General features: G+C 75.9%; 27 protein-coding genes. 16 read left to right on the top strand and 11 right to left on the bottom strand.

What is annotated here, in order from left to right; all coding sequences use genetic code 11:
* The first annotated feature begins 70 nt into the window (after positions 1–70).
* The 4 genes from HUT06_RS20390 to HUT06_RS43865 are packed head-to-tail and all read left to right on the top strand — an operon-like array spanning position 71 to position 3,515.
* The gene (locus HUT06_RS20390; protein ID WP_176197197.1) at positions 71–1,621 is read left to right on the top strand and encodes an AMP-binding protein; all 1,551 of its coding nucleotides are present in this window, start codon (positions 71–73) and stop codon (positions 1,619–1,621) included.
* 8 nt (positions 1,622–1,629) lie between these two features.
* Complete coding sequence (gene mgrA, locus HUT06_RS20385) at positions 1,630–2,655, top strand: L-glyceraldehyde 3-phosphate reductase (RefSeq protein WP_176197196.1); 1,026 nt, start codon at positions 1,630–1,632, stop codon at positions 2,653–2,655.
* A gap of 58 nt (positions 2,656–2,713) precedes the next feature.
* A complete protein-coding gene (locus HUT06_RS20380; protein ID WP_176197195.1) occupies positions 2,714–3,166 on the top strand; it encodes a YbhB/YbcL family Raf kinase inhibitor-like protein in 453 nt (150 codons plus the stop codon).
* A 4-nt stretch (positions 3,167–3,170) separates the two neighbouring features.
* Positions 3,171–3,515: a DUF6343 family protein gene (locus HUT06_RS43865; RefSeq protein ID WP_217711358.1), complete on the top strand. Its 345-nt coding sequence runs from the start codon at positions 3,171–3,173 to the stop codon at positions 3,513–3,515.
* A 59-nt stretch (positions 3,516–3,574) separates the two neighbouring features.
* Here the strand turns inward: HUT06_RS43865 and HUT06_RS20370 are convergent, their stop codons facing one another.
* Positions 3,575–4,477, bottom strand: a complete 903-nt coding sequence (locus tag HUT06_RS20370; RefSeq protein WP_176201494.1) for a helix-turn-helix transcriptional regulator — start codon at positions 4,475–4,477, stop codon at positions 3,575–3,577.
* Between the two features lie 109 nt (positions 4,478–4,586).
* Here HUT06_RS20370 and HUT06_RS20365 point away from each other — a divergent pair, with 109 nt between their 5' ends.
* The gene (locus tag HUT06_RS20365) at positions 4,587–6,026 is read left to right on the top strand and encodes an MFS transporter (protein ID WP_176197194.1); all 1,440 of its coding nucleotides are present in this window, start codon (positions 4,587–4,589) and stop codon (positions 6,024–6,026) included.
* Between the two features lie 4 nt (positions 6,027–6,030).
* Here the strand turns inward: HUT06_RS20365 and HUT06_RS20360 are convergent, their stop codons facing one another.
* Complete coding sequence (locus HUT06_RS20360; RefSeq protein WP_176197193.1) at positions 6,031–6,858, bottom strand: glycosyltransferase family 2 protein; 828 nt, start codon at positions 6,856–6,858, stop codon at positions 6,031–6,033.
* 28 nt (positions 6,859–6,886) lie between these two features.
* Entirely contained in the window at positions 6,887–7,774 is an 888-nt protein-coding gene (locus HUT06_RS20355; RefSeq protein WP_176197192.1) for a glycosyltransferase family 2 protein, read from the bottom strand.
* A 245-nt stretch (positions 7,775–8,019) separates the two neighbouring features.
* On the opposite strand from HUT06_RS20355, the gene HUT06_RS20350 reads away from it, so the two are divergent.
* From HUT06_RS20350 to HUT06_RS20305, 10 genes are all read left to right on the top strand, one after another.
* Positions 8,020–9,657, top strand: a complete 1,638-nt coding sequence (locus HUT06_RS20350; RefSeq protein WP_176197191.1) for a carbamoyltransferase C-terminal domain-containing protein — start codon at positions 8,020–8,022, stop codon at positions 9,655–9,657.
* Positions 9,657–11,171, top strand: coding sequence for an HAD-IIIA family hydrolase (locus HUT06_RS20345; RefSeq protein ID WP_176197190.1), 1,515 nt, complete (start codon positions 9,657–9,659; stop codon positions 11,169–11,171). Before HUT06_RS20350 ends, HUT06_RS20345 begins: the two co-directional genes overlap by 1 nt.
* Positions 11,168–12,178: a glycosyltransferase family 9 protein gene (locus HUT06_RS20340; protein WP_176197189.1), complete on the top strand. Its 1,011-nt coding sequence runs from the start codon at positions 11,168–11,170 to the stop codon at positions 12,176–12,178. The genes HUT06_RS20345 and HUT06_RS20340 overlap by 4 nt, the downstream gene beginning before the upstream one ends.
* Complete coding sequence (locus HUT06_RS20335) at positions 12,175–13,170, top strand: glycosyltransferase family 4 protein (RefSeq protein ID WP_176197188.1); 996 nt, start codon at positions 12,175–12,177, stop codon at positions 13,168–13,170. Before HUT06_RS20340 ends, HUT06_RS20335 begins: the two co-directional genes overlap by 4 nt.
* Positions 13,167–14,387: a glycosyltransferase gene (locus tag HUT06_RS20330; RefSeq protein ID WP_176197187.1), complete on the top strand. Its 1,221-nt coding sequence runs from the start codon at positions 13,167–13,169 to the stop codon at positions 14,385–14,387. Before HUT06_RS20335 ends, HUT06_RS20330 begins: the two co-directional genes overlap by 4 nt.
* A gap of 92 nt (positions 14,388–14,479) precedes the next feature.
* Positions 14,480–14,989: an SIS domain-containing protein gene (locus HUT06_RS20325; protein WP_254715779.1), complete on the top strand. Its 510-nt coding sequence runs from the start codon at positions 14,480–14,482 to the stop codon at positions 14,987–14,989.
* Positions 14,990–15,004: 15 nt separating this feature from the next.
* The gene (locus HUT06_RS20320) at positions 15,005–16,402 is read left to right on the top strand and encodes a PfkB family carbohydrate kinase (RefSeq protein WP_176197186.1); all 1,398 of its coding nucleotides are present in this window, start codon (positions 15,005–15,007) and stop codon (positions 16,400–16,402) included.
* Positions 16,399–17,076, top strand: a complete 678-nt coding sequence (locus tag HUT06_RS20315; protein ID WP_176197185.1) for an SDR family oxidoreductase — start codon at positions 16,399–16,401, stop codon at positions 17,074–17,076. The genes HUT06_RS20320 and HUT06_RS20315 overlap by 4 nt, the downstream gene beginning before the upstream one ends.
* A complete protein-coding gene (locus HUT06_RS20310) occupies positions 17,067–18,071 on the top strand; it encodes a glycosyltransferase family 9 protein (RefSeq protein ID WP_176197184.1) in 1,005 nt (334 codons plus the stop codon). Before HUT06_RS20315 ends, HUT06_RS20310 begins: the two co-directional genes overlap by 10 nt.
* On the top strand, positions 18,071–19,027 hold the full coding sequence (locus HUT06_RS20305) for a UDP-glucuronic acid decarboxylase family protein (protein WP_217711785.1): 957 nt from the start codon (positions 18,071–18,073) through the stop codon (positions 19,025–19,027). Before HUT06_RS20310 ends, HUT06_RS20305 begins: the two co-directional genes overlap by 1 nt.
* Before the next feature lie 80 nt (positions 19,028–19,107).
* On the opposite strand, the gene HUT06_RS20300 is transcribed toward HUT06_RS20305, so the two are convergent.
* From HUT06_RS20300 to HUT06_RS20280, 5 genes are all read right to left on the bottom strand, one after another.
* Entirely contained in the window at positions 19,108–19,509 is a 402-nt protein-coding gene (locus HUT06_RS20300) for a DUF2267 domain-containing protein (RefSeq protein WP_176197182.1), read from the bottom strand.
* A gap of 55 nt (positions 19,510–19,564) precedes the next feature.
* On the bottom strand, positions 19,565–20,494 hold the full coding sequence (locus HUT06_RS20295; protein WP_217711357.1) for a polysaccharide pyruvyl transferase family protein: 930 nt from the start codon (positions 20,492–20,494) through the stop codon (positions 19,565–19,567).
* A gap of 246 nt (positions 20,495–20,740) precedes the next feature.
* The gene (locus HUT06_RS20290; RefSeq protein ID WP_176197181.1) at positions 20,741–21,106 is read right to left on the bottom strand and encodes a CrcB family protein; all 366 of its coding nucleotides are present in this window, start codon (positions 21,104–21,106) and stop codon (positions 20,741–20,743) included.
* A complete protein-coding gene (locus HUT06_RS20285; RefSeq protein WP_176197180.1) occupies positions 21,103–21,579 on the bottom strand; it encodes a CrcB family protein in 477 nt (158 codons plus the stop codon). The genes HUT06_RS20290 and HUT06_RS20285 overlap by 4 nt, the downstream gene beginning before the upstream one ends.
* A 22-nt stretch (positions 21,580–21,601) precedes the next feature.
* On the bottom strand, positions 21,602–21,991 hold the full coding sequence (locus HUT06_RS20280; protein WP_176197179.1) for a cyclase: 390 nt from the start codon (positions 21,989–21,991) through the stop codon (positions 21,602–21,604).
* A 160-nt stretch (positions 21,992–22,151) separates the two neighbouring features.
* Here HUT06_RS20280 and HUT06_RS20275 point away from each other — a divergent pair, with 160 nt between their 5' ends.
* Positions 22,152–22,937, top strand: a complete 786-nt coding sequence (locus HUT06_RS20275) for a SigB/SigF/SigG family RNA polymerase sigma factor (RefSeq protein ID WP_176197178.1) — start codon at positions 22,152–22,154, stop codon at positions 22,935–22,937.
* 49 nt (positions 22,938–22,986) lie between these two features.
* Here HUT06_RS20275 and HUT06_RS20270 read toward each other — a convergent pair whose 3' ends face one another.
* The 3 genes from HUT06_RS20270 to HUT06_RS20260 all read right to left on the bottom strand — a co-directional run bounded on the left by HUT06_RS20270 (position 22,987) and on the right by HUT06_RS20260 (position 26,393).
* Complete coding sequence (locus tag HUT06_RS20270) at positions 22,987–23,874, bottom strand: serine protease (RefSeq protein ID WP_176197177.1); 888 nt, start codon at positions 23,872–23,874, stop codon at positions 22,987–22,989.
* Positions 23,875–23,997: 123 nt separating this feature from the next.
* Entirely contained in the window at positions 23,998–25,515 is a 1,518-nt protein-coding gene (glpK, locus tag HUT06_RS20265; RefSeq protein WP_176197176.1) for a glycerol kinase GlpK, read from the bottom strand.
* Positions 25,516–25,550: 35 nt separating this feature from the next.
* Positions 25,551–26,393 carry an MIP/aquaporin family protein gene (locus HUT06_RS20260; RefSeq protein ID WP_176197175.1) on the bottom strand — a complete coding sequence of 281 codons (843 nt, stop codon included), beginning with the start codon at positions 26,391–26,393 and terminating at the stop codon, positions 25,551–25,553.
* Between the last annotated feature and the right edge of the window lie 72 nt (positions 26,394–26,465).

Below are 26,465 nucleotides of genomic sequence, written 5' to 3'. Positions count from 1 at the left end.
GTGGGCGTTGTGAGGCGAATCAGAGGAACAATTCTTGTGGATCTGTTTCCCGGTTCACTACGCTTCCGGCATGCTGCCGCACACCCGGATCACCGCCGAGCTGAGCGCGGTGCGGGCCGCCGCCCGCGCCGGGATGATCGGCCCGATGCCGCCGCGCGCCCTCGCCGCGACGGCGCGCGCCATGCGCGCCTACGGGCCGCTCGGCGCCGCCACGGCGGTGCCCGCGCACCGCTTCCCCGGCCGGACGGGGCTGGTCGACGACCGGGGCGGCCTCACGTTCGGCGAGCTGGAGCACCGCTGCAACGCCCTCGCGAACGCCCTGCTCGCGCGCGGCACCGGCCCGGGGAGCACGGTCGGCGTCCTGTGCCGCAACCACCGCGGCCTGCTGGAGGCGATGTCGGGCGCGGCGAAGACGGGCGCGTCCGTCCTCTTCCTGAACACCGACTTCGCCGCGCCGCAGCTCCGCGACGCGGTGGCGCGCGAGGGCGTCACAATCCTGCTGCACGACGACGAGTTCGCCCCGCTCGTGGACGGCCTGGACCTGCCGCGCTACTCCGAGTCCGACCTGGAGGACCTCATCGGCGGCGCGGACGGGACACCGCCGCCCGCCCCGTCCCGGCACGGCTCCATGGTCATCCTCACCAGCGGCACGTCGGGCCGCCCCAAGGGCGCGCCGCGCGCGCAGCCGCGGTCGCTGGCGCTGCCGGGCGGGATCCTGTCGAAGGTGCCGTTCCGCGCCGGGGAGGCGATGTTCGTCGGCCCGCCCCTGTTCCACGGGCTCGGGCTCACCTCGGCGCTCCTCGCGCTGGGGCTCGGCTCCACGCTGGTGCTGCGGCGCCGCTTCGACGCCGAGCAGGTGCTGGACGACCTGGAGAAGCACCGCTGCACCTCGTTCGTCGCCGTCCCGGTGATGCTCAGCCGCATGCTCGCCGTGCCCGGCATGCAGACCCGCGACCTGTCCCGGCTGAAGGTGGTCATGACGGGAGGGGCGCGGCTGGACGCCGGGCTCGGCGGCCGCGTGCTCGCCGCGTTCGGGCCGTCCCTCTACAACTTCTACGGCTCCACCGAGGCGTCCTGCATCACGATCGCCACCCCGGACGACCTGGCCGCCGCGCCCGGCTGCGTCGGGCGCCCGCCCGCCGGCACCCGGGTCGCGGTCCTCGGCGACGGCGGCCGGCCCGTCCCGCCGGGCGCCGTCGGCCGGATCTTCGCCGACACCCCGGCCCGGTTCGGCGGCTACACCGGCGGCGGCAAGCAGGAGGCCGGCGGGCTGATGGCCGTCGGCGACCTCGGCCACTTCGACGCGGCCGGGCGGCTGCACGTCGACGGCCGCGCCGACGACATGATCGTGTCGGGCGGGGAGAACGTCCACCCGGGCGAGGTCGAGGACCTGCTCGCCGCGCACCCCGGCGTCGACGAGGCCGCGGTCGTCGGCGTCCCCGACGCCGAGTTCGGGCAGCGGCTGCGCGCCTACGTGGTGGCCCGCGGCCTCACCGAGGACGACCTCAGGGCCCACGTCGCCGCGAACCTGGCCCGCCACAAGGTCCCGCGCGAGGTGGTGTTCCTGGACGCCCTCCCCCGCAACCCGGCGGGCAAGGTCGTGAAGCGGGCCCTGGGATAATCACCACCATGACTTATACGGCGGACGGCGGACGGTACGAGCGGATCCCCTACCGGCGGTGCGGGCGCAGCGGGCTGCGCCTCCCCGCCATCTCGCTGGGGCTCTGGCACAACTTCGGCGACGACCGCCCCCTGGACGTCCAGCGGGCGATCCTGCGGCGCGCGTTCGACCTCGGCGTGACGCACTTCGACCTGGCGAACAACTACGGACCGCCCTACGGGTCCGCCGAGACCAACTTCGGCCGGATCCTGCGCGAGGACCTCGCGCCGTACCGGGACGAGATCATCATCTCGACCAAGGCCGGCTACGACATGTGGCCCGGCCCCTACGGTGAGTGGGGGTCGCGCAAGTACCTGCTCGCCAGCCTCGACCAGTCGCTGCGCCGTATGGGCGTCGACTACGTCGACATCTTCTACAGCCACCGGTTCGACCCGGAGACCCCGCTGGAGGAGACGATGGGGGCGCTGGACCGGGCCGTCCGGTCCGGGAAGGCGCTGTACGCGGGCATCTCGTCCTACTCGCCCGAGCGCACGGCCGAGGCCGCCGCGATCCTGCGGGAGATGGGCACGCCGCTGCTGATCCACCAGCCGTCGTACTCGATGCTCAACCGCTGGATCGAGGGCGGGCTGCTCGACACGCTCGGCCGCGAGGGCGTCGGCTGCATCGCGTTCTCGCCGCTCGCGCAGGGCATGCTGACCGACAAGTACCTCGGCGGGATCCCCGAGGGGTCGCGGGCCAGCAAGGGCACCTCGTTCGACGCCGGGCTGCTCACCGAGGAGAACCTGCGGCACGTCCGGACGCTGGACGAGATCGCCAAGGGGCGCGGGCAGTCCCTCGCCCAGCTGGCGCTGGCCTGGTCGCTGCGGGACGGGCGGGTCACCTCCGCGCTGATCGGCGCGAGCAGCGTCCGGCAGCTGGAGGAGAACCTCGCCGCCCTGGACCGGCTCGACTTCACCGCGGACGAGCTCGCCGCGATCGACCGGGACGCCGTCGAGGCGGGGATCAACATCTGGGCGCAGTCCAGCGCCCACTGATCTCCTCCGCTGCGCGGTCCGGGCGCATCGACGCGCCCGGACCGGGCACGACCAGCGCATGGAAGAGATGATGCTGCGGAGCACCGCGTTCAACGACCACACGCTCATGCCGTCGGAGTACTCGCACGACAGCGGGGACGTCTCGCCCCCGCTGGAGTGGTCGGAGCCGCCCGAGGAGGTCGTGGAGCTCGCGCTCGCCTGCGAGGACCCGGACGCGCCGGCCGGCACGTTCGCGCACTGGCTGCTCGCCGGGATCGACCCGGTGACGACCGCCCTGGACGCCGGGGAGCCGCCCACCGGCGCCGTCGCCGGCCGCAACGACTACGGCACCGCCGGGTACGGCGGGCCTAAGCCGCCGGCGGGCGACGACCCGCACCGGTACTTCTTCCGGCTCTACGGGCTGTCGGAGCCGTCCGGGCTCCGCGACGGCTTCACCGCGGAGGACCTGCGGGACGCCCTGCAGGAGAAGGTCGTGGCGACGGGGACGCTCGTCGGCACGTTCGTGCGGTGACGCCGTGGGCGCCCCCGAACGGCGGGACCCCGAGGAGGAGCCCCGGCAAGAGCCCGGCGAGGGCGAGTACGAACCGTACGGGCCCGACTGGCGCGGGCCCGGCTCGCACGGGCCCTACCCGCACGAGCAGCCGCGCGGCAGTGAGCCGCTGAACGCCCGCAGCCCGCTGCGGCTGCGGGCGATCCTGTCCGGCGTCGCGCTGGTCATCGCGGTCGCCGCCGCGATCCTGTTCGCGCTCGGGGCGCAGGGCGACGGCGACGGGGACTGGGCCGCGGCCGGGATCTGCGCGGCCGTCGCCGTGATCGCCGCGATCGACCTCATCGTGATCGCCCGGCGCGCCCGGTCCTGACCGGCGCGCCCGCGCCCGTGCCGGCGAGGCCCGCGCTGACGAGATCAGCCCCGGCGGGGTCAGTGCCGGTGCTCGGCGGCGTCCGGGCGGGCGAGCAGCCAGCCGATCCGCTCGCGGCTCTCCTCGTCGGTCGGCGTGTAGGCCACCAGCCGCGAGCCGGGCGCGGCGCTGAGCTCCATCGCGGTGGTGCGCGTCCTGATCTCCCCGTCGACGGCGCGGTGCCGGAACACCTTGAGCGCGGAGTGCGTCAGGGCGACGTCATGGGAGGCCCACAGCCGGGCGAACTCCGGGCTCTGCGCCTGCAGCCGCCGGACCAGCTCCTTCCAGCCGGGCTCGTCGAGGTGGCGGCTGTAGCGGTGCCGGAACGCCGCGACGAGCCCGGGCGCCGTCTCCGCCACGTTCGCGACCGGGTTGCAGCACGGCGGCAGCGTGAACGACAGCCACATCGTGTTGCGCTCGCACGGCCGCGCGGTCACGACGGCCGGGAAGATCGCCGCGTAGGCGTCGTTCCAGGCGAGGACGTCGCAGCGGCCGTTGGCGACCGAGGCGGGCATGGGCGACAGGGCGTCCAGGATCGCCTGGACGTCCTCGGGCAGGGCGTCGGCCTCCTCCTCCCCCGCGGCCCCGGGGACGTCGGCGAGCCGGTACAGGTGCTCGCGCTCGGCGCCGTCGAGGCGCAGCGTGCGGGCCACCGCGTCCAGCACCTGCGTGCTCGCGTTGATGGGGCGGCCCTGCTCCAGCCACGTGTACCAGGTCACGCCGACCCCGGCGAGCTGCGCGACCTCCTCGCGGCGCAGGCCGGGGGTGCGGCGCCGGGGCCCGGGCGGCATGCCCACGTCCTCCGGCATGATCCGCGCCCGCCGGCTGCGCAGGAACGCCGCCAGCTCGCTGCGGCGGCGCGGCCGCGCCCGGCCGCGCGCGGGGGCCGCGGGCCCGCCGGCCGTCGTCCGCGTGCTCGTCATCGTCACGTCCCCCAGACTGCCTCCGGCGCGCGCGCCGTTCCAGGTGCTGTCAGTACCAGTATCGACAGGCTCTCGTTACCGGTACCGGCGCGGGCCCACGCTCGTACACATGACACAGACAACCGATCTGCGGGGAGTTGTTCCCGAACGGGGGTCGCGGACCGGATCCGGCGGCGCGCTGCTCGCCGTCATCCTGCTCGGCCAGTTCATGGGCATCCTCGACGCGAGCATCGTCAACGTCGCGCTCCCGACGATGCGCACGGAGCTGCACGCCTCCGGGGCGGGGCTGCAGCTCGTCGTCGCCGGCTTCATCGTCTCCTACGCCGTGCTCCTCATCACCGGCGCGCGGCTCGGCGCGCTCGGCGGCCACCGCCGCATGTTCCAGCTCGGCCTCGCCGGGTTCACGGCCGCGTCCCTGGCGTGCGGGCTGGCGCCGACCACCGGGTGGCTCGTGGCGTTCCGGTTCCTGCAGGGCGCCACCGCCGCGCTGCTGACGCCGCAGGTGATGTCGATGATCCAGCAGAACTTCAGCGGTGCGGCGCGGGCCCGCGCGCTCGGCTACTACTCGGCCGTCATCGCCGGCGGCGTCGTGGTCGGGCAGGCGGCCGGGGGCCTGCTGGTCAGCGCCGACCTGTTCGGCACCGGCTGGCGGGGCGTCTTCCTGGTCAACGTGCCGATCGGGGCGGCGCTGCTGCTCGCCGGGCCGCGCGTGCTGCCCCGCGACGAGCCGCGCCCGGCCGGCGCGGCGGCGCGCGGGCAGCTGGACCTGCCGGGGCTGGTGACCCTCGCCGCCGCCGTGCTGCTGTTCGTCGTCCCGCTGATCATGGGGCACGAGCTGGGCTGGCCGGTGTGGGGCTGGGCGTCGCTGGCCGCGAGCCCGGTGCTGCTGGCCGCGTTCGTCGCGGTCGAGCGCCGCACGGGCGCGGCCGGGGGCCGGCCGCTGATCCCGGCGCGGGTGCTGCGCGCGCCGCTGCTCGTGCCGGCCTGCGTGGCGATCATGTTCGGGCCGGGCAGCTGGGGGGCGTTCCTGTTCACCACCACCCTGCACCTGCAGGGCGACCTGCGGATGTCGCCGCTGGAGTCGGGCCTGGCGTTCGTGCCGTGCGTGACGGCGTTCGCGCTGGTCGGGCTGAACTGGCAGCGGCTGCCGGCGCGCTGGCACCGGCGGGTCATCCCGGCCGGGTTCGCGGTCGCGGCGGCGGGCTACCTGTGCGTCGGCCCGCTGGCCGGCGGCGGCGCGGGCTACGAGGCGCTCACCGTCGTCATCGGGTTCGGCCTCGGGGTGATGCCGATCATCATGACGACCGCGCTCCAGCACGTCCCGGCCGAGGACGCCGCCGACGCCAGCGGGCTGCTGCTCACCCTGATGCAGCTGGCCCAGGTGATCGGCATCGCCACCGCCGGCACGCTGTTCCTCGGCCTGGCGGAGTCGAGCGGCTCCACCCGGCACGCCGAGTACGGCACCGGGTGGGCGCTGGCCGCCGCGACCCTGGCGGGCGCCGTGTGCGCGCTGTCGCTGGCCCGCGCCCGGACCGCCGCGCGCGGCTGACCGCTCAGTACCCGGCGAGCCGCGCCCGGTCGGCCTCGACGGCGGGCGGCACGGGCCGCCGGGCGCGGGCGACGGAGGGCAGCACGCGGCACGCCGCGGCGAGCCCGGCCCGCCCGTCCCGGCTGGCCAGCGCCGACGCGGCCGTCCGGGCGACCGTGGGCAGCGGGCGGCGCAGCCACGCGGTGAGCAGCCGGTTGCGGACCTCCCGGCGGCGCCGCGCCGCCGGGTCGCGGCCCGACCGGGACGGGTGGTGGTGCACGACGAGCTCGGGCACGTAGGCGAGGCCCCACCCGGCGGCGGCGAGGTCGAGCGCGAGCAGCTCCTCCTCCCCCGCGAAGTGCAGCACGTCGGAGAAGCCGCCGGCGTCGAGGAACGCGTCCCGGCGCACGACCGCCGAGCAGGCGAGGAACCCGAGGACGGCCGGCCCCGGCAGCCCCTGCGGCCGCCCGAGCGGCGCCTCGGCCATCTGCGCGGAGACGGGTTCGAGCCGCTCCTGCGGCCCGACCAGGACGCGGGCGGCCAGCAGCGCCGTGCGCGGGTGCGCGTCGAGGATCTCCACGGCCCGCTCCAGCGCGCCCGGCGCCCACCAGGAGTCGTCGTCGGCGAAGGCGACGTAGCGGGTGCCGGCGCGCTCGGCGCCGGCGTTGCGGGCGGCGGCGCCCCGGTTGCGGGGCAGCCGCAGCACGGTGGCGCCGGCCTCCCGGGCGACGGCGGCGGTGCCGTCGGCGGAGGCGTTGTCGGCCACGATCACCGGGGCCGTGTGGTGGCGGAGGCTGCGGCGCAGCTCGGGGGCGCGGTCGCGGGTCGCCACGACGACCGTGACATCGGGCATGGGTGCTCCCTTCGGCTCACGTAGCGGCTCAGCTCACGTAGCGGCGGGCCGCGGACTCGCGCTGGGACGTCTCCAGGCTGCGCAGCCGCTCCTCGACGTCCGGCGGCAGCGTGCGGCGCTCGCGGGCCACCCAGCCGAGCCCGGCGGCGGCCTCGGCGAGCGCCCGGGCGGTGACGCGGTCGCGGGGCAGCGTGCGCAGCAGCCGGGCGGTGCGGCGGGCGGCCGCCGGGAGCGGCCGGCGCAGCCAGGTGAACCACAGAGTGTTGCGGATGCCGTGCCGGCGCCGCAGATGCGGCTCGCGGAGCGGGGACGGCGCGTGGTGGACGACGACGTCCTCGGCGTAGCACAGGTGCCAGCCGAGCGCCATGAGGTCGGCGCTGAGCAGTTCCTCCTCGCCGCCGAGCCACAGCCGCGCGGAGAACCCGCCGGCCTCCCGGAACGCCTCCGTCCGCAGCATGGAGGCGCCGGCCAGGAACGAGCCGAGGGCGGGCCCGGGCAGCCACGCCGGCCCGGGGACGGGCGAGTGCCGCAGCTCGGGCACGATCGGGTCCTCGCGCCCGCCGGGCTCCACCAGGATCCGCCCGGTGACGACGGCGAGCCGCGGGTGCGCGTCGAGCAGGTCCGCGGCGCGGGACGGCGCGCCGGGGTCCCACCAGGTGTCGTCGTCGGCGAACGCGATGTAGGGGGTGCGGACGTGGTCGGCCGCGAGGTTGCGTCCGACGGCGCCGAGATTGCCCGGTGCCCGGATGAGCTCGATGTGCGGGAATCGCGCCGCGACGGCCTCGGCCGTTCCGTCCCGCGAGGCGTTGTCGACCACGATGACCGGCGCGTTCTCGGTGATCTTCCGCGTGCGCGCGAGCATGGCGAGCAGCGACTGCCGCCGGTCCCGGGTGATGACGACGACAGTGAAACGCATGAACCGGCCAGTACCCGGCCTCTCCCCCTCTATGTGCCCTCTATCTGCACGGATGGGCATCTAGCTCGCACTTCGACTACCAGCGACTTTTCTGACTTCAGGGTTTAGGTCCACCGTTATGGGCTATGTCGAATCACCTATAGGGGATTCGCTCTCCGGCGATGACGCCGAGCGACCGCCCAGAGCCGATGTCTATGACGACGTCATCGGCACCTCACCGAATGATGCGCCGAAACGGGGCTCATATGCGCGTGCTCGGAATCAACGCGATCTTCCATGACCCGGCCGCCGCGCTGGTGGCGGACGGCAGGATCGTCGCGGCGGCGGAGGAGGAACGCTTCAGCCGCCGCAAGCACGGGAAGCGGCCCGTGCCGTTCTCCGGCTGGGAGCTGCCGGAGCAGGCCGCCCGCTGGTGCCTGGCGGAGGCCGGGCTGGAACCCGGCGACCTCGACGCCGTCGCCTACTCCTACGACCCGGCCCTGGTCGAACCCGGCCTCGGCGGGCACGACGAGCAGTGGGAGCGGCTGCGCACCCTGTACGCGCGGCGCGCCCCGAACTTCCTCGCGACGGCGCTGCCCGGCCTCGACCCGGGGATCGTCCGGTACGTCCCCCACCACGTCGCGCACGCCGCGTCCGCCGCGCTCGCCGCGCCGGCGCCCGGCGACGGCGACGTGCTGGTCCTGGACGGCCGGGGCGAGTCGCACTCGCACCTGGCCGGCACCTACCGGGACGGCGTGCTGACGGCGCTGCACGCGCAGCGGCTCCCCCACTCGCTCGGCCTGATGTACGAGGACCTCACCGAGCACCTCGGCTTCCTGCGCTCCAGCGACGAGTACAAGGTCATGGCGCTGGCGTCCTACGGCGAGCCGCGCTTCCTGGACGAGCTGCGCGAGCACGTCCGCGCGACCGGCGACGGCGGCTTCGCGGCCGCCGCGATCGACTGGGGCTCGCTCGCCAAGGCCCGCAAGGCCGGCGGCGAGTGGACCCGCGACCACGCCGACCTCGCCGCGAGCGTCCAGGCCCGCCTCGAGGAGGTGCTGCTCGACCTCGCGGCGTGGCTGCACGGCGAGACGGGATCCCGGCGGCTGATGCTCGCCGGCGGCGTCGCCCTCAACTGCGTCGCCAACTCCCGGCTGGCGGGCGCCGGCCCCTACGACGACCTCTGGGTGCAGCCCGCGGCGGGCGACGCCGGCACCGCGCTCGGCGCCGCGCTGCACGTGGCGCAGGGCGGCGGCGACCCGCTCACCGGCATGCCCGGCGCGGACCTCGGGCGGCAGTGGACCGACCGGGAGATCGCCGCGCGGCTCGACACCGCGAAGATCCCCTACGAGCGGCCGGACGACCTGGCCGCCGCGGTCGCCGAGGCCCTCGCCCGCAACGAGATCGTCGCGTGGTTCCAGGGCCGCTCGGAGTTCGGGCCGCGCGCGCTCGGGCACCGGTCGCTGCTCGCCCACCCCGGCCACGCCGGGAACGTCGAGCGGCTCAACGACGTGAAGGGCCGCGAGCAGTTCCGGCCGATCGCCCCGATGGTCGCGCTGGAGGACGCCCCCGACATCTTCGAGGGCCCGCTCCCGAGCCCGTACATGCTGTTCGTCCACGACGTCCGGCCGCGGTGGCGGGAGCGGATCCCCGCGGTCGTGCACGTGGACGGCACCGCCCGCGTCCAGACGGTCGCGGCCGGCGACGAGCCGCTCGTGGCGCGCCTCCTCGCGGAGTTCCGCCGCCGGACCGGGCTGCCCGTGCTCGTCAACACCAGCCTCAACACCGCCGGGCGCCCGATGGTCGACGACCCGCGCGACGCGCTGGAGTGCTTCGGCTCCGCGCCGGTCGACCTGCTCGCCATCGGGCCCTTCACGGTGCGCCGCCGGGAGGTGCGCGCTTGATGGACTACACCGTCGTCGTCCCCACCATCGGACGGGAGAGCCTGCGCGGCACGCTGCGGGCGCTGCTCGCCGCGCTGGAGGGCGGACCGGAGCGGGGCCCGCACGAGATCATCGTCGTGGACGACCGGCCCGCGCCCGGCGCGCCGCTGCCGCTGCCCGCCGCGCCCGGCCCGCCGGTCCGGGTGCTGCGCTCGGGCGGCCGCGGGCCCGCCGCCGCCCGCAACGCCGGCTGGCGCGCCGCCGCGACCGAGTGGGTGGCGTTCCTGGACGACGACGTCGTGCCCGCGCCGGACTGGCCCGCCCGGCTGGCCGCCGACCTCGCGGACCTGCCGCCCTCGGTCGGCGGGTCGCAGGGCCGGGTCGCCGTCCCGGCGCCGGACGGCCGAGCGCCGACCGACTGGGAGCGCGGTACCGCCGGGCTCGCGAGCGCCGACTGGATCACCGCCGACATGGCCTACCGGCGCGGCGTCCTCGCCGAGCTGGGCGGCTTCGACGAGCGCTTCCGCCGCGCCTACCGCGAGGACGCGGACCTGGCGCTGCGCGCCCTGGACGCCGGGCACGGGCTCGTCCTCGGCGACCGGCGCGTCGCCCACCCCGTCCGGCCCGCCGGGTTCTGGGCGTCGGTGCGGGCGCAGGCCGGCAACGCCGACGACGTCCTGATGCGGCGGGTGCACGGGCCCGGCTGGCGCGCCCGCGCCGGCGAGGGCCGCGGCCTGCTCGCCCGGCACGCGCTCACCACCGCCGCCGGGCTCCTCGCGCTCGCGGCGCTGCCCGCCGCCCGCTCCCGGCGCGGCGCGGCCGTCGCCGCGGCGGCGGCCGGCGCCTGGGCCGCGCTGACCGCGCGGTTCGCCTACGAGCGGATCAAGCCGGGCCCGAAGACTCCCCGGGAGGTCGCGACGATGCTCGTCACGAGCGCCGCCATCCCGCCCGCCGCGGTCCGGCACCGGGCCCGCGGGCTGGCCGTCCACCGGCGGGCGCGGAGCTGCGGCGGCCCCCGGGCCGTGCTGTTCGACCGCGACGACACCCTGATCCGGGACGTCCCCTACAACGGGGACCCCGCGCGGGTCGAGCCGATGCCGGGCGCCCGCCGCGCCCTCGACCGGCTCCGCGACCACGGCGTCCGGATCGGCGTCGTCTCCAACCAGTCCGGCGTCGCCAAGGGGCTCATCGGCGCCGGGGACGTGCGGCGCGTCAACGCCCGCGTCGAGGAGCTGCTCGGCCGGATCGACGTGTGGGAGTTCTGCCCGCACGACGACGGCGACGGCTGCGCGTGCCGCAAGCCCGAGCCCGGCATGATCGAGCGCGCCGCGCAGCGGCTCGGGATGCTCCCGTCCGACTGCGCCGTCATCGGCGACGTCGGCGGCGACGTCGCCGCCGCCGCGGCCGCGGGGGCGCGCGGCATCCTCGTCCCGACCGGGCGGACCCGGCCGGCGGAGATCGCGCGGGCGCCGGAGACGGCGCCGACGCTGGACGCCGCCGTCGAACTGGTCCTCGGCGGAAGGCGGCGCCGATGAGGGTCCTCGTGGCACGCCAGGACAACCTCGGCGACGTGCTGCTCGCCGGGCCCGCGGTGCGGGCGGTCGCCGCCCGCGCCGACGAGGTCGTGCTGCTGTGCGGCCCGCGCGGCCGCGCCGCCGCCGACCTGCTGCCCGGCGTCGACCGCGTCATCGAGTGGTGCGCCCCCTGGATCGACCCCGACCGGGTGCCGGTGAAGCGGGCGGCGATCGACCGGATCGTCCGGGAGCTGCGCGGCTTCGACCGGGCGCTGGTCCTCACCTCCTTTCACCAGTCGCCGCTGCCGCTGGCGCTGCTGCTGCGGCTCGCCGGGACGCCCTGGATCGGCGGCATCAGCGAGGACTACCCGGGATCGCTGCTGGACCTGCGGCACCGGCCCGACACCGACGTCCCCGAGCCGCTGCGGATGCTGGCGCTCGCCGAGGACGCCGGGTTCCCGGCCCCGGCCGACACCCGGCTGCGGGTCCGCGGGCCGCTGCCCGACACCGACCACCTCACCGGCGGGCCCGGCTACGTGGTGGTGCACCCCGGCACGTCCGTGCCGGCGCGCGCCTGGCCGCCCGGGCGCTGCGCCGAGGCGGTCCGGCTGCTGCGCGCCTCGGGCCGCCGGGTGGTCGTCACCGGCCACGGCGACGAGAAGGAGCTGACCGCGCTCGCCGCCGGCGAGGACGGCCTCGACCTCGGCGGCCGCACGTCGCTGCCGGAGCTGGCGTCGGTGCTGGCGGGCGCGTGCGCGGTCGTCGCCGGCAACACCGGCCCCGCGCATCTCGCGGCGGCCGTCGGGACGCCGGTCGTGTCGCTGTTCGCGCCGACCGTGCCCGCCGCCCGCTGGGCGCCGTTCGGGGTGCCGCTGGCGCTGCTCGGCGACCAGCAGGCGCCGTGCAAGGACAGCCGCGCCCGCGAATGCCCGGTCGACGGGCACCCCTGCCTGTCGACCGTCACCGCCGACGAGGTCGCCGCCGCCGTGGAGGTCGTGGCGACCGTGGAGGAGGCGCCCGCCCGATGAGAGTCCTGATGTGGCACGTGCACGGCTCGTGGGCGACGTCGTTCGTGCACGGACCGCAGACCACGCTCGTCCCCGTCGTCCCCGGCCGCGGGCCGGACGGCCGGGGGCGGCCCGACACCTTCACCTGGCCCGACCGGGCGGTGGAGGTGCCGCCCGAGCGGCTCCGCCACGAGCACGTGGACGCCGTCGTGCTCCAGCGCCCCCACGAGCTGCGGCTGGCGGAGGAATGGCTCGGCCGGCGCCCCGGACGCGACGTCCCCGCCGTCTACGTCGAGCACGACACCCCGCGCCGGACGCCCGCCGACGCCGGGCTCCCCGAGGAGGTCGTGCCCGACAGCCGGCACTTCCTGCACGACCGCGCCGACATCCCGGTCGTGCACGTCACCCACTTCAACCGGCTGTTCTGGAACTGCGGCCGGGCCCCGGCCCTGGTCATCGAGCACGGCGTCGTCGACCCCGGCTACCGGTGCACCGCCGACATGCCCCGCGCCGGCGTCGTCATCAACGACCCGCTGCGCCGCGGCCGCGTCGCGGGCACCGACCTGCTCCCCGAGCTCGCCGCGGCCGTCCCCCTCGACCTGTTCGGCATGAACGTCGCCGGCGTCCCCGAGCGCCTCGGCATCCCCCCGGAGTCGCTGTGGACCTTCGAGGACCTGCCGCAGGCGAGGATGCACGAGGAGCTCGCCCGCCGCCGCGTCTACGTCCACCCCTACCGGTGGACCTCGCTCGGCCTCGCCCTGATCGAGGCCATGATGCTCGGCCTGCCGGTGGTGGCGCTGGCCACCACCGAGGCGGTCGAGGCGGTGCCGCCGGAGGCCGGGGTGCTGTCCACGCGGGTCGCCGCCCTGGCGGAGGCCGCGCGGACCCTGGCCGCCGACCCGCCGCGTGCCCGCCAGATGGGCAAGGAGGCGCGGGCCTACGCCGTCGAGCGCTACGGCCTGCCGCGCTTCCTGCGCGACTGGCGGCGAACTCTCCAGGAGGTAACGCGATGAGAATAGCCATGATCTCCGAGCACGCCAGCCCGCTGGCCGCCGACGGCGGACTGGGCGGGGCGGACGGCGGCGGGCAGAACGTGTTCGTCGCGGAACTGGCCACCGAGCTCGGCCGCCAGGGGCACTACGTGACCGTCTACACGCGGCGCGACGCCCCCGGCCCGCCGGACCGGGTGCGGCTCGCGCCCGGCGTCGCGGTCGAGCACGTCCCGGCGGGGCCGCCCGAGCGCATCGCCAAGGACGAGCTGCTGCCGTGGATGCACGACTTCGGGACGTACCTGGAGCGGCGCTGGGCCGCCGACCCGCCCGACGTCGCGCACGCCCACTTCTGGATGAGCGGCCTCGCCGCGGTCCAGGCCGCTCAGGCGCCGGGGGCGCGGCGCCTGCCGGTCGTGCAGACCTACCACGCGCTCGGCACCGTCAAGCGCCGCCACCAGGGCGGCAAGGACACCAGCCCCGCCTCCCGCGTCCGGCTGGAGCGCGCGATCGGGCGCGCCGCCGAGGCCGTCATCGCCACCTGCTCCGACGAGGTCGCCGAGCTGGCCGCGATGGGCGTGCCCCGCGACCGGGTCCGGGTGGTGCCGTGCGGGGTGGACCTCGGCCTGTTCGCCCCCGGCGGCCCCGGGGACGGCGGGGACGCCGGCGCGGACCGCATCGTGGTGCTGTCCCGGCTCGTCGAGCGCAAGGGCGTCGACACCGCCGTCCGCGCGCTCGCGCACCTGCCCGGCACCGTGCTGGCCGTCGCCGGCGGGCCGCCCCGCGGCGACCTGGACGGCGACCCCGAGGTGCGGCGGCTGCGGCGCGTCGCGCGGGACGCCGGCGTGGCAGACCGGGTGGAGTTCCTCGGCCGGCTCGGCCGCGCCGAGGTGCCGCCGCTGCTGCGGTCGGCGGGCCTGGTCGCCACGCTCCCCTGGTACGAGCCGTTCGGCATGGTGCCGCTCGAGGCGATGGCCTGCGGGGTGCCGGTGGTGGCGAGCGCCGTCGGCGGGCACCTCGACACGGTCGTCGACGGCGTCACCGGCACGCTCGTCCCGCCGCGCGACCCGGAGGCGGCGGCCGCCGCGGTCCGGGCGCTGCTGGACGATCCGGCCCGGCGCGCCGCGATGGGGTCCGCCGCGGGCGACCGGGCCCGCGGCCGCTACTCGTGGGCGCGCGTCGCCGCCGACACCGCCGAGGTGTACCGGCACGCCGCCGCGCTGACGGAGGTGGCCGCGTGACCGCGCAGCCGGGGATCGGGACCCGCACGTCCACCGTCCACGACCGGCGGCTGGAGGCGCTCGCCGAGGCGGCCCTGCTGTTCCGCGACCAGGTGCCCGTCCTCGACGGCTGGGGGCGCCGCCTCGCCCGCGTGCTGCGCGGCGGCGGGCGGCTGCTGGCCTGCGGCAACGGCGGCAGCGCCGCCGAGGCGCAGCACCTGACCGCCGAGCTGGTCGGCCGGTTCGAGAGCGAGCGGTGCCCGCTGTCGGCGATCCCGCTGCACGGCGACACCTCCTCGGTCACCGCGATCGGCAACGACTACGGCGCGGTGAACGTCTTCGAGCGGCAGGTGCAGGCGCACGGCCGCCCCGGGGACGTGCTGGTGTGCCTGTCGACCAGCGGCCGCAGCCCCAACGTGATCGCGGCGGCGCACCGCGCCCGGCGGCTCGGGATGGCGGCCTGGGCGGTCACCGGGCCCGGCCCGAACCCGCTCGCCGCGGCGTGCGACGACGCGGTCACCGTGGAGGCCGGGACCACCTCGACCGTCCAGGAGATCCACCTCGCGGCGATCCACCTGCTGTGCGGGGTGGTGGACGAGGCGCTCGGAGTCAGCCATGCCTGAGCGGAAGGAGGCGCCATGACCGCGCCACTCGTGGTGGTCGGCGACGTCCTGCTCGACATCGACATCGTCGGCACCAGCAGCCGGCTGTGCCCGGACGCGCCCGTCCCCGTCGTGGAGGGGGCCGAGGAGCTGCCCCGCCCCGGCGGCGCCGGCCTCGCCGCGCTGCTCGCGGCCGCCGACGGGCGGGAGGTCGTGCTCGTCACGGCGCTCGCCGACGACGAGCCGGGGCGGCGGCTGCGCGCGATGCTGGAGCGGCACCTGGAGGTCGCCGCGTTCCACCTGCACGGCGGGACGCCCTGCAAGCTGCGCATCCGGTCCGGAGGGCAGTCGGTGGCGCGCCTGGACGCCGGGGAAGGGCAGGCCCTCGACGGGCCCGTCGGTCCGCGCGTCACCGACGCGATCGCGGGGGCCGGCGCCGTGCTGGTCGCCGACTACGGCCGCGGCGTCACCCGGCACCGGGCCGTCCGGTCGCTGCTCGGCGCGCTGCCGGCGGACGTCCCGGTCGTCTGGGACCCGCACCCGCGCGGGGAGCCGCCGGTCCCCGGCGTCCGGCTGCTCACCCCGAACGAGCAGGAGGCGGCGCGGCTGGCCGCCGCGGACGGCGCCGACATCGCCGGGTTCGGGCTGGCGGCGGCCGGCCGGCGCGGCCGCCACCTCGGCCGCGCCTGGGGCATCGAGGGCGTCGCCGTCACGCTCGGCGCGGACGGCGCGCTGCTGTGCGACGGGTCCGAGGCGCCGTTCCTCGCGCCCGCCCGGCCCGCGCGGGGCGACTCGTGCGGCGCGGGCGACAGCTTCGCCGCCGGGGCGGCCGGCGCGCTCGCCGACGGCGCGGCGCTCACCGCCGCCGTCACCGAGGGCGTCAACCGGGCGTCGGAGTTCGTCCGGGCGGGGGCCGCCGCGGCGCTGTCGGCGCAGCTGGCCGAGACGGGGACCGCCCGGCTCGTGCCCGAGCGCGGCGAGGACGCCTGGGACATCGTCGAGCGGACGCGGCGCGCGGGCGGGACGGTGGTGGCGACCGGCGGCTGCTTCGACCTGCTGCACGCCGGGCACGTCAGCCTGCTCCAGCAGGCGCGGCGGCTCGGCGACTGCCTGATCGTCTGCGTCAACTCCGACGCGTCCGTCCGGCGCCGCAAGGGGCCGACGCGGCCGGTGACGCCGGCCGCCGACCGGGTCCGGGTGCTGGAGGCGCTCAGCGACGTCGACGCCGCGGTGGTGTTCGACGACGACACCCCGGCGCCGCTGCTGGAGCGGCTGCGCCCCGACGTGTGGGTGAAGGGCGCCGACTACGCCGGGACCACGCTGCCCGAGGCCGAGACGGTCCGGGCCCACGACGGCGAGATCGTCCTGCTGCCCCTGCTGGAAGGGCGCTCCACCACGCGCCTGCTGTCCACGAAGAAGGGAACCGCGTCATGAACGTGCTCATCACCGGAGGCGCATCCGGGCTCGGCGCGGCCGTCGCGCGCAAGGTCGCCGACGGCGGCGGACGGCCCCTGATCCTCGACCGGCACCCCCCGAAGGACGACTTCGAGCACATGCAGGCCGACCTCGCCGACCGGCGGTGCGCCGAGCGCGCCGTGCACGGGCTGGCGCGCGCCGCCGGCGGGCTGAACGCCGTCGTGACCGCCGCCGGCATCGACGCGTGCGGGACGCTGTGCGAGGTCCCCGCCGAGGACTGGGAGCGGGTCGTGCAGGTGAACCTGCTCGGCACCGCCGCCGTCGCCCGCGCCGCGCTCCCCTACCTGGAGAACGAGCCGCACGGGCGGATCGTCACGGTCGCGTCCACGCTCGGGTTCCGGGCGCTGCCGGACGCCACCGCCTACTGCGCGTCCAAGTTCGGGGTCGTCGGGTTCACCCGGGCGCTCGCCGCCGAGACGGCCGGGCGCGTCGGCGTCACGATGATCGTGCCGGGCGGGATGGACACCGCGTTCTTCGACGGCCGCCCCGACCAGTACAAGCCGGGCGCGGACGCCAAGCTGAACCGGCCCGAGAACGTCGCGGAGGCGATCGCGTTCGCACTCGCGCAGCCGGCCGGGTGCGAGGTGCGCGAACTCGTCGTCTGCCCCTCGCAGGAGCCGTCGTGGCCGTGACGGCCCGCCGCGCGCTGGTGCTGCGCGCCCTCGGGCTCGGCGACCTGCTCACCGCCGTGCCCGCGCTGCGGGCGCTGCGGCGCGGGCTGCCGGACGCCCGGATCACGCTCGCGGCGCCCGCGGTGCTCGGCCCGCTGGCCCGCGCGACCGGCGCGGTCGACGACGTCCTCCCGGCGGACGGCCTGGACGCCCCGCTCCGCGCCGCCGGCCCGGTGGACGCCGCCGTCAACCTGCACGGGTCAGGGCCGCGGAGCCACCGGCTGCTCGCGGCCCTGGAGCCCGGCCGGCTGCTGGCGTTCGGCTGCCCCGCCGCGGGGCACGCCGGCGGCCCGGCGTGGGACCGCGCCGAGCACGAGGTGGCGCGCTGGTGCCGGCTCGCCGCCTGGTACGGGTTCCGCGCCGACCCGCGCGAGCTGGACCTGCCGGCCCCGGCCGCGGCCTCGCCCGCGCCGGGCGCCGCCGTCGTCCACCCCGGCGCCGCGTTCCCGGCGCGGCGCTGGCCCGCCGAGCGGTTCGCGGCGGTCGCGGCGGCGCTGCGGGACCGCGGCGAGCGCGTCGTCGTCACCGGCGGCCGCGGCGAGACCGCGCTCGCGCGCCGGGTGGCCGGGCTCGCCGGGCTGGACCCGGCCGCCGACCTGTCCGGCCGCACGTCCCTGCCGGAGCTGGCCGCGCTCGTCGCGGGCGCCCGGCTGGTGGTGTGCGGCGACACCGGCGTCGCGCACCTGGCGACCGCGTTCCGCACGCCGTCGGTGCTGCTGTTCGGCCCGACGCCGCCCAGCCGGTGGGGCCCGCCGGGCCGCGCCGAGCACCGCGTCCTGTGGGCGGGCCGCCGCGGCGACCCGCACGGGCGCGAGCCCTGCCCGGGACTGCTGGAGATCTCCGCGGACCAGGCCGTCGAGGCCGCGGCGGCGGTGCTCGCCCTCAGTGCTCGCCCACAGTGCTCGCCCGCACGGCCCGCCCGCACGCACCCGCGTGAACTGATGAGGAGGCAATGATGAGACATCCACGCGCCGTCGTCACCGGAGGGTCCGGCTTCCTCGGCTCGCACCTGTGCGAGGCGCTGCTCGCCGAGGGGATCTCGGTGGTGTGCATGGACAACCTGCTCACCGGGACGTCCCGCAACATCGCGCACCTGGCGGGCCGGCGGGACTTCCGGTTCCTCAAGCGCGACCTCACCGAACCGGTGCGCGTCCCCGGCGAGGTCGGCTACGTCTTCCACCTCGCCTCGGCCGCCTCGCCGGCCGACTACCTGCGGTTCCCGATCCAGACCCTGGAGGTCGGCAGCCAGGGCACCCGCCACGCGCTGGACCTCGCCGAGGCCAAGGGCGCCCGGTTCGTCCTCGCCTCCACCTCGGAGGTGTACGGGGACCCGCTGGTGCACCCGCAGCCCGAGTCGTACTGGGGCAACGTGAACCCGGTCGGCCCGCGCAGCGTGTACGACGAGGCGAAGCGGTTCGGCGAGGCGCTGACCTCGGCGTTCCGGCACGCCCGCGGCCTGGACGCCGCGATCGTGCGGATCTTCAACACCTACGGGCCGCGGATGCGCCCCGACGACGGCCGCGCCGTCCCGACGTTCCTGCGGCAGGCGCTGACCGGCGAGGACCTCACCGTCACCGGCGACGGCTCGCAGACCCGCTCGATCTGCCACGTGGACGACACCGTCCGCGGCATCCTCGCGCTCGCGCTGTCCGGGCACCCGGGGCCGGTGAACATCGGCAGCCCCTACGAGGTGTCGATGGCCGACCTCGCCCGGCACATCATCGACCTGACGGGCTCGGCGTCCCGGATCCGGTTCATCGACCGGCCGCAGGACGACCCGCGCGTCCGGCGCCCCGACACCGCCCTCGCCGAGGACGTGCTCGGCTGGCGTCCGAAGATCACGGTCGAGGAGGGGCTGCGCGGCACCATCGAGTGGTTCGGCCGGGAGCTGCTCGTCGCCCGCCCCGCCTGACGGGCCGCACGCGCGAGACGGCCGCGGGGAAGCGGAGTCCCCCGCGGCCGTCTCGCGGGCGTGCGGGCCGGGCCCGGCGCTCAGCCGTTGTGGCCGGCCGCGACCAGGTCCCGCAGATCCGCGGGGAGGCTGTGCCGCACCTTGTCCGCCACCGCCCCCTCGGTCGCCTCGTCGGTCACCTCCAGCACGACGCGGGCCAGGTAGGCCGAGCGCGGCTCGTCGGCACCGGAGCGGACCGCGATCCGCTCGATGAAGTCGTGCCGGTCGAACCGCTCGCCGCTTCCCGCGCCGCCGTAGACCTCCGTCCGGCGCAGATGCTCGCCGATCTCGTGCGGCAGCTGCGCCGCGAGGTTGTCGGCGAGCCCCTCGGGTATCCGTTCGCCGAGGGTCTCCAGGACGGCCCGTGTCGCCCGCTCGGCCTCGCCGTGCCCGGAGAGGTGGGCGCGGTGCTGGACCTGTCCGATGAACTCCTCATGCCGCATGGCGGACGCTCCTTCCTGCGTCTGAAATGCAGAAACTGCCCGAAATATCCGGTCCTTAACGCGCGCCGAGCACGTCCAGCAGCTCGCCGATCATGCTCCCGTCCGCCCGGACCGCCGCCGCCCGCCCGGCCCCCTCCGGCGACAGCGCCCACGCCCACCACCGGTCCAGCTCGGCCGCGTCCAGCAGCGGCTCCTCCTCCCGGCCCGGCCCCGCCGCCGGCTCGGGGACGGTCAGCACGGCGGGCCACGACCAGGCCCGCGCCTGCGCGGTCACCTTCGCGCCGCCGCCGACCGGGTCCACGGCCAGCGCCGGGACCCCGTTCTTCAGCGCCAGGACGAGGCCGTGCAGCCGGGTCGTCACCACCAGGTCGAGCCTGCGCAGCACCGACTCGAACTCGGCGGCCGTGCCGAACGTGCGCCAGTCGCGCGGATCGAGGCGCGTGTCCAGCGGCAGCCGCGCGCACCCGCGCGCGCCGAGCCAGCCCGTCAGCTCCCGCGCGAGGCGGTCGTGCAGCCGCCGCGGCCCGTACTCCCGCTGGCCCGGCGCGAGGACGACCCCGACGACCGGCACCGACGGGCTCTCCGGCAGCGCCGCCAGGTCGTGCCGCGGCGCCGCCGCCGGCGTGTCGCGCGGCAGCACGGCGTCGAACCCGGTGACCGCGGGGTCGTCCGGGTCGACGACCGAGACGCCCGCGGCGACGCGGACGCAGCGCGCGTAGCGGCGGTGCAGCTCCTCGATCTGCGGCCCGCGCAGCGGCCCGCACGCGAACACCACGTGCGTGTAGCCGGCGGGGTCGGCGTGGTCGAGGTCGAGGCCGCCCGGCCGGAAGACGGGACTCCACGCCAGGTCGCACTCCACCCCGGCCGCGGCCAGCCCCTGCCGCACCGCCTCCATCGCCAGCACGTCGCCCGCCGTGGCCTCACCGTGCAGGAAGCTCGGCCACCCGGCCACGAGGACCCGCATCCGCCGCCCTGAGCTCGCCATGGCCACCTGCTACCCGGGGCGGTCCCGCCCATGCCGGCACGGCCCCGGCCATGCCCCGCACGGCATGCCGTGCTGCCCTCCGCGTGACACTTCAGACACCTTCCGGTTTACGGTCACGGCCCGCGGGGCAGAGTCACCTCGCGGCCCACTCGTCGGCTCGGAGCCAAGTGCCCTGAACTGCGAGCCTGGGCCGCACCAGCTTTCTGCCCCCGTTCCGCCCCGGCGAACGCACATGCCGGGGCGGACTCACGTACCGGGGAGCGCCTGCGCCACGACCATGCCGCAGTAGGCGGCGCCGAGGCCGGCGGCGATACTGGCCGCGGCGTTGAGCAGCGCGTAGGAGCGGGCACCGGTCTCGGCCAGCCGCAGCGTCTCGTAACCGAAGGTGGAGTACGTGCTCAGGGCGCCGCAGAAGCCCGTCCCGGCGAAGGCCATCGCACCGCCGTCCACCGGGAGCGCCGCGAGCAGGCCGAGGATGAACGATCCCGCCACGTTGACGGTGAACGTGCCCCAGGGGAACACCGAGTCGTGCCGGGCCTGCACCGCCCGGTCGGTCAGGTAGCGCAGCGGGGCGCCCAGCGCGGCGCCGAGCGCGATCAGCAGGATCGTCACGCGGCGTCCTCGGGGGCCCGGCGGCGGGTGAGCGCCCGGGTCAGCCGCACCCCCGTGAAGACGGCGGCGAGGGCGGCGGCGAGCGTCAGCGCGAGGTAGGCCAGCCCGACGCGCGGCGCGCCGTGCTCCACCGCCCGCTGGATGTCGACGGTGTAGGTCGAGAACGTGGTGAAGCCGCCGAGCACCCCCACCCCGAGGAACGGCCGGACCAGCGGGTGCGCGGGACGCACCTCGGTGATCAGCACCATCAGCACGCCGATCAGCAGGCAGCCCGACACGTTGACCCAGAAGACCGCCCAGGGGAACTCCCCCGGCCCGCTCGGGAACGCGGTGCCCAGCCCGTGCCGGGCCAGCGCGCCGAGCACGCCGCCCGCCGAGATCGCGCCGAGCGTCCCCCAGGGCGCCCGGGGCAGCTCCGCGCGCTGCCGCGGGTCGTGCAGATCGACGTCCGGGTCGACGGGAGGGGAGGGCATGGCCTCCCCATCCTAGCGGCGGTCAGTTTCCGGGGCGGTCGGCCTTCGCCGCGCCGGCCGCCGGACCGCTCCGCGCGCCGCGCGCCTCGATGAAGGTCTTGAAGCGGCGCAGGTCGCCCCGCACGCGGTGCGTCAGCGCGCCGGTCCGGTCCCCGGCCCGCCCCGCGAGGCCCTCGGGGTCGAGCTCCAGCTGCGCGGTGACGCGGGTGGTGGTCTCGTCCAGGCGGTGGAACGTCACCACGCCGGCGAGGGTCGGGCCGTTGCGCGTCGTCCAGCGCAGGGTCGTGTCGCCGAGCCGGCGGATCTCCTCCACGCCGTCCATGGAGCGGGGGAACGCGCGGAACCGCGTCCACTGGTCGTAGGCGGTGCGGATCGGGACGGTGACGATGACCGATTCGGTGATCGTGCTCACGGCTCCACCTCCTGCCTCACCGCCCGGTTACCCGCCTGAGGTGCCGCTACCCGCGCGGCTCCCGCGGATCCGTGTGATCGCTTTTCTGGCGGGTAGAGGGACGGCACCGAGCGACAGTCCCCTGCCACTCGCCGGCCTCGTCCGCGAAGGAGAGCACCGTATGACGTCGGCGCAGACCACCCGGTTCAACGACGGCCAGACCGAGATCCTGCTCGCGGAGATGAACCGGCTGGCGGAGCACGACCCGCGGCGGGAGCGGCTGCGGGCGCGCATCGTCGACATGCACGCCCCGCTCGTGCGCGGCGTGGCACGCCGGTACGCCAACCGGGGCGAACCCCTCGACGACCTCCAGCAGGTCGCCTACCTGGGCCTGGTGAAGGCCATCAACCGGTTCGACCCGGGGATCGGCGACCGCTTCGTCACCTACGCCTACCCGGTGGTGACCGGGGAGGTGAAGCGGCACTTCCGCGACAAGACGTGGGGCATCCGGGTGTCGCGCCGCATCCAGGAGCTGCGGCCGGTCCTGCAGCGCACCGTGCAGGAGTACACCCGCGAGCACGGCCGCTCCCCGACGACCGCCGAGATCGCCGGGCTGATGGGCATCGACGAGGAGGAGACCGTCGAGGTCATCATCGCCTGCGACGCCTACCGCCCGCTGTCGCTGGAGGCGCCGGCGGACGGGTCGCCGAGCGGCGAGAACGGCACGGTCGGCGAGTACCTCGGCTCCGACGACCCGGCGCTGGAGGCCTTCATCGACGGCCACGCCCTCGGCCCGCTCATCGACGGCCTCCCCGAGCGGGAGCGCACGATCCTGCTGCTGCGGTTCTTCGGCAACAAGACGCAGACGCAGATCGCCGAGCAGATCGGGCTGTCGCAGATGCACGTCTCCCGGCTGCTGCGCGCCACCCTCGACCGGCTGCGGATGGGCCTGCTGGCCGAGGGGTGAGCCCACCCCCCGGCCGCTCCGTCACGGCTTGGGCGTCACGGCTTGGGCGTCACGGCTTGGGCAGGGTGCACGCCTTGCCGAGCACGACGTCGTTGCCCGCGCCGAGGCAGCGCGCGAGCCCGTACGTCTGCTGCCCGTAGTGGCTGCCGTGGCGGACGGTGATCTCGCCGTCGCGGGCGACCTCGCAGGGGTTGTCGAGGGTGCAGCGCTCGCCGTCGTCGTTGCCGGTGTTGTTGACGCCGACGACCTGCCCGGTCCGGGTGCTGATGACCGGCGAGCCCGACGTGCCGTGGATCGTCTCGCACTCCGGCGTGTAGCGGAGGGAGTCCCGCCACGTCCAGCCGGCCTCGCGCAGCCGGTACACGGTCGCGTCGATCCGGCAGCCGTAGATCTTCCGCCAGTAGCCGGACACGACCCGGATGTCGGTGCCGTCGTGCGGCCTGGCCGTGGACAGGCGCAGCGCGGACACCCCGTACCTGCTCTTGATCGCGGCGTAGCTGGTGTTCAGCCGGTAGACGGTCACGTCGGTGTCGGTCATCGTGGCGTACTCGACCCTGGTCGCGGTGAGGGTGCCGAGGTCGCCGCGGCCCGTCCGGTCGAGCAGGCGGAACGTCCGGGACGAGGGCCGGTCGACGACGACCTCGCCGGCCTTCGGCATCCCCGACTCCAGGCAGTGGCCGTTGGTCAGGACGAGCGCGGCGTCGCCGTCGCGGGACCGCGGCCCCCGCACCAGCGACCCCGAGCAGTTGCTGAGCGCGACGATGCCGGTGAAGTCGACCTCCGCCCGGCCCTGCTGCGGAGCGGGCTGGAGCGCGGCCGGAAGCGGGACCGGGAGCGGGGCGGGAGCGGCCTGTGCGGCACCGGCGGCGAGCGTCGCGGCGCCCCCACCGGTGAGAACTGCTGCGGCGATGACCGCGGCGGCGAGGCGTCTGGGCATGCGGGGTCCTCTCGGCGGGCCGGAGCGCACTCCGGTCGGTGACGGCGCTGTCACCGACCGGATGCTAGGTCATCGGCGGCCCGTTGAGAAGGACCCCGCATGCACCGGTCAGGCCTGCGCCGTTCAGTCCACGTCCACCCACCCGTAGGTGCGCTCGACGGCCTTCTTCCAGCCGGCGTAGCCGGTCTGGCGCTGGTCGTCGTCCCAGGTGGGGTGCCAGCGCCTGTCCTCGTTCCAGTTCTGGCGGAGTTCGTCGGTGGTGTTCCAGAAGCCGACGGCGAGGCCGGCGGCGTAGGCGGCGCCGAGGGCGGTGGTCTCGGCGACGACGGGACGTGACACCGGGACGCCGAGGATGTCGGCCTGCAGTTGCATGCACAGCTCGTTGGCGGTGACGCCGCCGTCCACCTTCAGGACGTCCAGCGAGACGCCGGAGTCCTGGCGCATCGCCTCCACCACATCCCGCGACTGGTAGCAGATGGCTTCGAGCGTGGCGCGGGCCAGGTGGGCGTTGGTGTTGAAGCGGGACAGGCCGACGATGGCGCCGCGGGCGTCCGAGCGCCAGTAGGGGGCGAACAGGCCGGAGAAGGCGGGGACGAAGTAGACGCCGCCGTTGTCGTCGACCTGCCGGGCCAGGGACTCGCTCTGCGCGGCGCCGGAGATGATGCCGAGCTGGTCGCGCAGCCACTGCACGGCCGACCCCGTCACCGCGATCGACCCCTCCAAGGCGTACACGGTCGGATGGTCGCCGAACTTGTAGCAGACGGTCGTGAGCATCCCCGCCTTGGAGCGAACGAGTTCCTCACCGGTGTTGAGCAGCAGGAAGTTGCCGGTGCCGTAGGTGTTCTTGGCCTCGCCGACCGCGAAGCACACCTGCCCGACCGTCGCGGCCTGCTGATCGCCGAGGATGCCGGTGAGCGGGACCTCGCCGCCGAGCGGGCCGTCCGGACGGGTCATCCCGTACGGCTCCGGAGCGGACGACGGCTTGATCTCCGGCAGCATCGAGCGGGGGACGCCGAAGAACGACAGGAGCTCGTCGTCCCAGTCGAGGGTCTCCAGGTCCATCAGCATGGTGCGGCTGGCGTTGGTCGGATCGGTGACGTGCACGCCGCCGTTCACCCCGCCGGTCAGGTTCCACAGCACCCACGTGTCGATGTTGCCGAAGACCGCGTCGCCCGCCTCGGCCGCCTCCCGCACCCCGTCGACGTTCTCCAGGATCCACTGGATCTTCCCGCCGGAGAAGTACGTGGCCGGCGGCAGCCCGGCGCGGTGCCGGATCGTCGTCCCCCGCCCGTCGCGTTCGAGCGCCGACGCGATGCGGTCGGTGCGGGTGTCCTGCCAGACGATCGCGTTGTAGTACGGGCGGCCGGTCCGCCGGTTCCACACCACGGTCGTCTCGCGCTGGTTGGTGATGCCGAACGCGGCCAGGTCGGCGTGGCCGAGGTTCGCCTTGTTCAGCGTGCTCTGGACGACGGCGCGGGTCCGCTCCCAGATCTCGGTCGGGTTGTGCTCCACCCAGCCCGCCCGCGGCAGGATCTGCTCGTGCTCCAACTGGTGGCGGGCGATCTCGTTCCCGCCATGGTCGAAGATCATGAAACGGGTGCTGGTCGTGCCCTGGTCGAGCGCTCCGACGAAGTCGGCCATTACTCTGCCCTTTCTGCCGGCGGGGCGGGTCCCCGTCAGGAATCGTCCTCGTTCAGGCGCGGCTCGAGCGTCTCGGTCACCTCCTGCTCGGGCGGGATGTTGCGCCCGATGAGCAGGACGTAGAGCGCGGCGCCGAGGAGTCCGCCGATCAGCGGCGCCGCGATGGGCACCCAGAAGTAGAAGTCCCCGTACTGGTCCCGCCACGCGCTCTCGTATCCGGTGATGTACTGGGCGAGCCGCGGACCGAAGTCGCGGGCGGGGTTGATCGCGTACCCGGCGGCGGACCCGAACGCCATCCCGATCGCCACCACGACGAACCCGATGATGAGCGGCGCCATGTTCGCCAGCGGCGGCGAGTTGCGCGGGTCGACGAGCGCGAGGACGAGGAAGAGCAGGATCGCGGTGCCGATGATCTGGTCGCGGAAGGCGCCCCAGGTGTGGATCGGCAGGGACCCGTTGCCCGGCATCGTGGAGAACACGAACTGCGTCTTGGCGGTCAGCCCGGGGTCGAACGCGTGCAGGATCTCGGTGTAGTTCCACCGGACGATCAGCGCGGCGACGAAGGCGCCGAGCACCTGCGCGAAGCAGTACGGCAGCACCTTGCGCCACGGGAAGCCCCAGAAGACCGCGAAGGCGACGGTCACCGCCGGGTTGATGTGGCCCCCGCTGATCCGCGCGCACGCGTAGACGCCCAGCGTCACCCCGAAGCCCCACGCCCAGGTGATGGCGTCATGCCCGCCGAGGCTCTGCGGGTCCCCGAGCCCGCTCCCCGCCACGACCTGCGCGACGACGCCGACGCCGAACAGGATCAGGATCATCGTGCCCGCGAACTCCGCGATCATCTCCCGGGCGAGCTCGGGAATCGGCCATCGCGACATCTCTCCTCCAGGACCTGTGGCGTAGGGCACGACCACCGCGAACGCGGGCGCGCCCGGCCGGACGGGCCGGCG

This window comes from Actinomadura sp. NAK00032, from assembly GCF_013364275.1.
Classification (GTDB): Bacteria; Actinomycetota; Actinomycetes; order Streptosporangiales; family Streptosporangiaceae; genus Spirillospora.
Note: the sequence above shows the minus strand (reverse complement) of the source record. Positions and strands in the feature narration are given on the sequence as shown.

What these genes read in the sequence shown, in the direction of transcription:
- HUT06_RS20330 (WP_176197187.1), top strand. Translation starts at nt 13,167, where the DNA reads ATGAGAATAGCCATGATCTCCGAGCACGCCAGCCCGCTGGCCGCCGAC.
- HUT06_RS20285 (WP_176197180.1), bottom strand. Translation starts at nt 21,579, where the DNA reads ATGCCCTCCCCTCCCGTCGACCCGGACGTCGATCTGCACGACCCGCGG.
- HUT06_RS20260 (WP_176197175.1), bottom strand. Translation starts at nt 26,393, where the DNA reads ATGTCGCGATGGCCGATTCCCGAGCTCGCCCGGGAGATGATCGCGGAG.
- HUT06_RS20320 (WP_176197186.1), top strand. Translation starts at nt 15,005, where the DNA reads ATGACCGCGCCACTCGTGGTGGTCGGCGACGTCCTGCTCGACATCGAC.
- mgrA (WP_176197196.1), top strand. Translation starts at nt 1,630, where the DNA reads ATGACTTATACGGCGGACGGCGGACGGTACGAGCGGATCCCCTACCGG.
- HUT06_RS20275 (WP_176197178.1), top strand. Translation starts at nt 22,152, where the DNA reads ATGACGTCGGCGCAGACCACCCGGTTCAACGACGGCCAGACCGAGATC.
- glpK (WP_176197176.1), bottom strand. Translation starts at nt 25,515, where the DNA reads ATGGCCGACTTCGTCGGAGCGCTCGACCAGGGCACGACCAGCACCCGT.
- HUT06_RS20295 (WP_217711357.1), bottom strand. Translation starts at nt 20,494, where the DNA reads ATGGCGAGCTCAGGGCGGCGGATGCGGGTCCTCGTGGCCGGGTGGCCG.
- HUT06_RS20370 (WP_176201494.1), bottom strand. Translation starts at nt 4,477, where the DNA reads ATGACGAGCACGCGGACGACGGCCGGCGGGCCCGCGGCCCCCGCGCGC.
- HUT06_RS20355 (WP_176197192.1), bottom strand. Translation starts at nt 7,774, where the DNA reads ATGCGTTTCACTGTCGTCGTCATCACCCGGGACCGGCGGCAGTCGCTG.
- HUT06_RS20365 (WP_176197194.1), top strand. Translation starts at nt 4,587, where the DNA reads ATGACACAGACAACCGATCTGCGGGGAGTTGTTCCCGAACGGGGGTCG.
- HUT06_RS20305 (WP_217711785.1), top strand. Translation starts at nt 18,071, where the DNA reads ATGAGACATCCACGCGCCGTCGTCACCGGAGGGTCCGGCTTCCTCGGC.
- HUT06_RS20300 (WP_176197182.1), bottom strand. Translation starts at nt 19,509, where the DNA reads ATGCGGCATGAGGAGTTCATCGGACAGGTCCAGCACCGCGCCCACCTC.
- HUT06_RS20270 (WP_176197177.1), bottom strand. Translation starts at nt 23,874, where the DNA reads ATGCCCAGACGCCTCGCCGCCGCGGTCATCGCCGCAGCAGTTCTCACC.
- HUT06_RS20335 (WP_176197188.1), top strand. Translation starts at nt 12,175, where the DNA reads ATGAGAGTCCTGATGTGGCACGTGCACGGCTCGTGGGCGACGTCGTTC.
- HUT06_RS20380 (WP_176197195.1), top strand. Translation starts at nt 2,714, where the DNA reads ATGGAAGAGATGATGCTGCGGAGCACCGCGTTCAACGACCACACGCTC.
- HUT06_RS20360 (WP_176197193.1), bottom strand. Translation starts at nt 6,858, where the DNA reads ATGCCCGATGTCACGGTCGTCGTGGCGACCCGCGACCGCGCCCCCGAG.
- HUT06_RS20390 (WP_176197197.1), top strand. Translation starts at nt 71, where the DNA reads ATGCTGCCGCACACCCGGATCACCGCCGAGCTGAGCGCGGTGCGGGCC.
- HUT06_RS20350 (WP_176197191.1), top strand. Translation starts at nt 8,020, where the DNA reads ATGCGCGTGCTCGGAATCAACGCGATCTTCCATGACCCGGCCGCCGCG.
- HUT06_RS20345 (WP_176197190.1), top strand. Translation starts at nt 9,657, where the DNA reads ATGGACTACACCGTCGTCGTCCCCACCATCGGACGGGAGAGCCTGCGC.
- HUT06_RS20340 (WP_176197189.1), top strand. Translation starts at nt 11,168, where the DNA reads ATGAGGGTCCTCGTGGCACGCCAGGACAACCTCGGCGACGTGCTGCTC.
- HUT06_RS20315 (WP_176197185.1), top strand. Translation starts at nt 16,399, where the DNA reads ATGAACGTGCTCATCACCGGAGGCGCATCCGGGCTCGGCGCGGCCGTC.